This is a genomic window from Kocuria sp. ZOR0020, assembly GCF_000800955.1.
GTDB classification, from domain to species: Bacteria; Actinomycetota; Actinomycetes; order Actinomycetales; family Micrococcaceae; genus Kocuria; species Kocuria subflava.
The window spans coordinates 1-3217 of the sequence record NZ_JROX01000274.1; the positions used below are offsets into that span (position 1 = coordinate 1).

Sequence of the window (3217 nt, forward strand, 5' to 3'; positions counted from 1 at the left end):
CCGCTTCACGCTCCAGGCGTCCTTGTGGTCCTCAACGAACTGGAAGCGGTTCACCAGTTCGTCTCCCCGGCGAAATACTTCGCCGCCTGGCGCAAGATGTCCCGCTCCTCGGCGAGCTTGGCCTGCTCGGTCCGCAGCGCCGCGTTCTCGGCCTCCAGCCGGGCGATCCGCGCAGCCTGCGACTCCGGCCGACCGGCCGGCGCGGCCGTGGGCGCCCCCGCGGTCGTGGTCCTAGAGCCGAGCTTGTCGACCCACTCCTTCAACGAGCCCCGGGACACGCCCAGATCCGCCGCGATCCCCTTGAGCGTCGCGCCCGGCGTGGACTCGTACAAGTCCACCGCCCGGCGACGGAACTCGTCGGTGTAGTTCTTCCTGGCCATCCTTGGATTCTCGCTTCCCCAGCATCGTGCTGGATACCGCGTGTCCAAGATCAAGGGTCAAGCCCCCTGCTCGGATATCCCAAGCTCCCGACACACCGCGGCGATGTCGCTGCCGTCGGCGAGCATCCTGTCGGCCTGCCCGAGCTTGCGGACGACCTGCTCCGGGGTGTGACGCTTCCTGCTGTTCGACATGATCTGACCAGTCTCCCTGCCCGCAACCACGGGCGACAGGACGACTCCCAGAACCACCGGACCTAAAAAACGGGGTCAGCCCAGCTACACCAAGGTGCAGGTGAAGCAGTACTACTACGCCGAGGACAAGTACGGGAATTCTCACGAGCACGGCAGTGACTACTACCAGTACAGCTTCAACCACCACGGCGGTGAAACCTGGGGCGGGGGGGCAGTGGCGCCACTTCAATCACCACCAGGACAAGAAGGTGTACCACGTGGTCAAGTACCGCTACTGGGACGGTCACGGCTGGTCGGACTGGTACAAGGACGTGAGCCACAAGACCGGCCTCGGGCACTGATCGCGCTTTGGTGGGGGCCATCCAGCTTGTGGCTGGCCCTCACCCACATAACATCGGTGAGGGCCCCATCCGCACGCTGTCGTGGCTGGTGACAGCACCCCGCAGCATTGCTCTTGCACCACTGGATGCAATTCTTGGGCAGCAGAACCGTGGCCTCCAGGTCCTCGACGGGGGCTCCCGAAGTGCCGGGTATCGATGAACACTCCTCACTTGTCGCCCATCACAAAGTCATTTCTGGGTGGGGCAGTGATCGGGCCGAACCAGAAACCCCAGATCGGACGGGATCTGCTCCCCGGGATCACGGACCAGAAGGTCCGCGGGGGCGCTGTCATGAGAGGGTTGCAGCATGTCCCATCCTGCGTCCCCCGGCGTCTGCCCACCCGATGAGTCCCGCAGCGCCCAGGGATCCTCCCCGGCCGAACCTGGGGCCGAAAACCTTCCCGCGAAGGCCGCCCCTGGGGCGGTCCTGTACGAGGAACGGTTGTCGGCCGCGTGGTGGATGTGGTTGCTCGTGCTCTTCGCGGGCCTGGTGGGTTTCATTGCCCTGGCCCCGATCAACATGTGGGCCGGGACGGCCGTCGGGGCCGTGGTCGCCGGCGGCACTGCGGTGGCGTTGATTGTTTCGAGCACCGGGATCGTGATCACCGGGGAGTCGTTGCAGGTGGGGCGGGCCCGTATCGAGCGTCGGTTTGTGGGCGAGGCCGAAGCGTTTCGCGGCAGCGCCGTGCAACGGGTGCGGGGCCCCGAGCTTGACGCCCGCGCCTACATGAACTTCCGCGTCTCCGTGGGCCCGGTGGTCCGCATCCAGATCACCGATCCCGTGGATCCCACCCCTTATTGGTTGACCTCGACCCGTCACCCGGAGCGCATCGTCGAGATCCTCTCCGCCGGCTGAGACCGGCGTCCTGTGAGGGGCTCGTCCGGTGACCAGCTCTCAGAGGCTCCGGAGAGTATTGAGGATGGTGATGGGTGTCACCCAGATGGCCTCGGCTTCCACCGGGGCCAGATCGATCGCGGTGTGCTGGTTCCCCGGTACACCGGTGGTTCCGCTGGCTCCCTGGGCGATGACACGAAAAGGCCCGCCCGGCACGAGGCCGCAGGCGCGGAACCGGGTCAGGAGTTGCGGGTCGGCATCAGAGAGACGAACGATCTCGTATCGTCCCGGCCTCGCCCTGGTGAGCCGGGTGGTGTTGAGTGGGCGGCGGGTGCGTCCCTGCGCGGTGGGGATCGGGTCCCCGTGCGGATCGGCCGTAGGCTGTCCCAGCTGGGCGTCGATGCGCTCGATCATCGCGTCGGAGACGGCGTGCTCGAGACGTTCGGCCTCGTCGTGGACCTCCTCCCACGGATACCCCAGGGTGGTGACGAGGAAGGTCTCCAGCAGTCGGTGCCGGCGCACCATCGCGACCGCGTACGCGCGCCCCTGCGGGGTGAGGGTGACGGGTTTGTAGGGCTGGTACTCGACGAGCCCCTGGGCGGCCAGTCGCTTGACGGTGTCGGTGACGTTGGGGGCGGAGGTCCCCATCCGCGCCGCCAGGGCTGTGGTGGTGATCGGCGGGTCGCCCCATTCGGTGGCCGACCAGATCGCCTTGAGATAGTCCTGGGCGACCGGGGTGATCTCACTCAAGTCCATGGGATCCACGCTACCGAGTGCCGCGCCGGAGCTGCCGGGCCCACTCAATCGGCCCCGGTGGCGGTCAGGATGATCAGCGCCAGATTCAACGACACGATCAGGGCCACGACCACCCAGGCGGCGACAGTCAAGGCCACCTTGTTCACGAAGGCGCCCATCAGATCCCGGTTGCTGCTCAGTCGCACCAACGGGATCAGGGCGAAAGGGATGCCCAGGCTCAGCAGCACCTGGGACAGCACCAGCGCCCAGGTCGGGTCCACCCCGACGGCGATGATGACCAGGGCCGGGATCAGGGTGATCAGCCGGCGGGTGAACACCGGGATGCGCACGTGCAGCAACCCGCCCATGATCGCTGATCCGGCGTAGGAGCCCACCGAGGTCGAGGCCAGACCGGAGGCCAGCAACCCGATGCCGAAGGCGACCCCGACGGCCGGGCCCAGGGCGGCGGTGATCGCCGCATGGGCTCCTTCGATGCTGTCGGTGCCGGGCACCCCGGCGAGATTGCCCGCGGCCAAAAGCAGCATCGCGATGTTCACCGACCCGGCCACGAGCAGGGACAGCAGCACGTCCCACCGGGTGGCGGTCAGCAGCCGCGGCAGGGCCTCGGCGGGCACCGAGTGCCCGTGGCGGTCCCGCGCCAGGGCGGAGTGGGCGTAGATGGCGTGGGGCATCAC

General features: G+C 67.5%; 5 protein-coding genes and 1 pseudogene. 2 read left to right on the top strand and 4 right to left on the bottom strand.

Features of this window, described 5'->3' with window-relative positions:
• Nucleotides 1-50: 50 nt before the first annotated feature.
• Together L979_RS12885 and L979_RS12890 are read right to left on the bottom strand one after the other, a co-directional pair.
• Nucleotides 51-380 (bottom strand): IS3 family transposase, encoded by a 330-nt coding sequence (locus L979_RS12885; RefSeq protein ID WP_019311253.1) that lies wholly within the window; start codon nucleotides 378-380, stop codon nucleotides 51-53.
• 66 nt (nucleotides 381-446) lie between these two features.
• Nucleotides 447-572, bottom strand: a pseudogene (locus tag L979_RS12890) (IS3 family transposase); the annotation flags it as partial.
• Between the two features lie 191 nt (nucleotides 573-763).
• On the opposite strand from L979_RS12890, the gene L979_RS16005 reads away from it, so the two are divergent.
• Together L979_RS16005 and L979_RS12895 are read left to right on the top strand one after the other, a co-directional pair.
• A complete protein-coding gene (locus tag L979_RS16005; protein WP_159450063.1) occupies nucleotides 764-913 on the top strand; it encodes a hypothetical protein in 150 nt (49 codons plus the stop codon).
• A 346-nt stretch (nucleotides 914-1259) separates the two neighbouring features.
• Nucleotides 1260-1808 carry a DUF3093 domain-containing protein gene (locus L979_RS12895; RefSeq protein ID WP_231559544.1) on the top strand — a complete coding sequence of 183 codons (549 nt, stop codon included), beginning with the start codon at nucleotides 1260-1262 and terminating at the stop codon, nucleotides 1806-1808.
• Nucleotides 1809-1847: 39 nt separating this feature from the next.
• Here L979_RS12895 and L979_RS12900 read toward each other — a convergent pair whose 3' ends face one another.
• On the bottom strand, nucleotides 1848-2543 hold the full coding sequence (locus tag L979_RS12900) for a metal-dependent transcriptional regulator (RefSeq protein ID WP_019311257.1): 696 nt from the start codon (nucleotides 2541-2543) through the stop codon (nucleotides 1848-1850).
• 44 nt (nucleotides 2544-2587) lie between these two features.
• On the bottom strand, nucleotides 2588-3217 hold a 630-nt coding region (locus L979_RS12905; protein WP_047692611.1), incomplete at its 5' end, for an Nramp family divalent metal transporter.

Coding starts and splice junctions, on each gene's coding strand:
- L979_RS12885 (WP_019311253.1), bottom strand. CDS start 380: ATGGCCAGGAAGAACTACACCGACGAGTTCCGTCGCCGGGCGGTGGAC.
- L979_RS12895 (WP_231559544.1), top strand. CDS start 1,260: ATGTCCCATCCTGCGTCCCCCGGCGTCTGCCCACCCGATGAGTCCCGC.
- L979_RS12900 (WP_019311257.1), bottom strand. CDS start 2,543: ATGGACTTGAGTGAGATCACCCCGGTCGCCCAGGACTATCTCAAGGCG.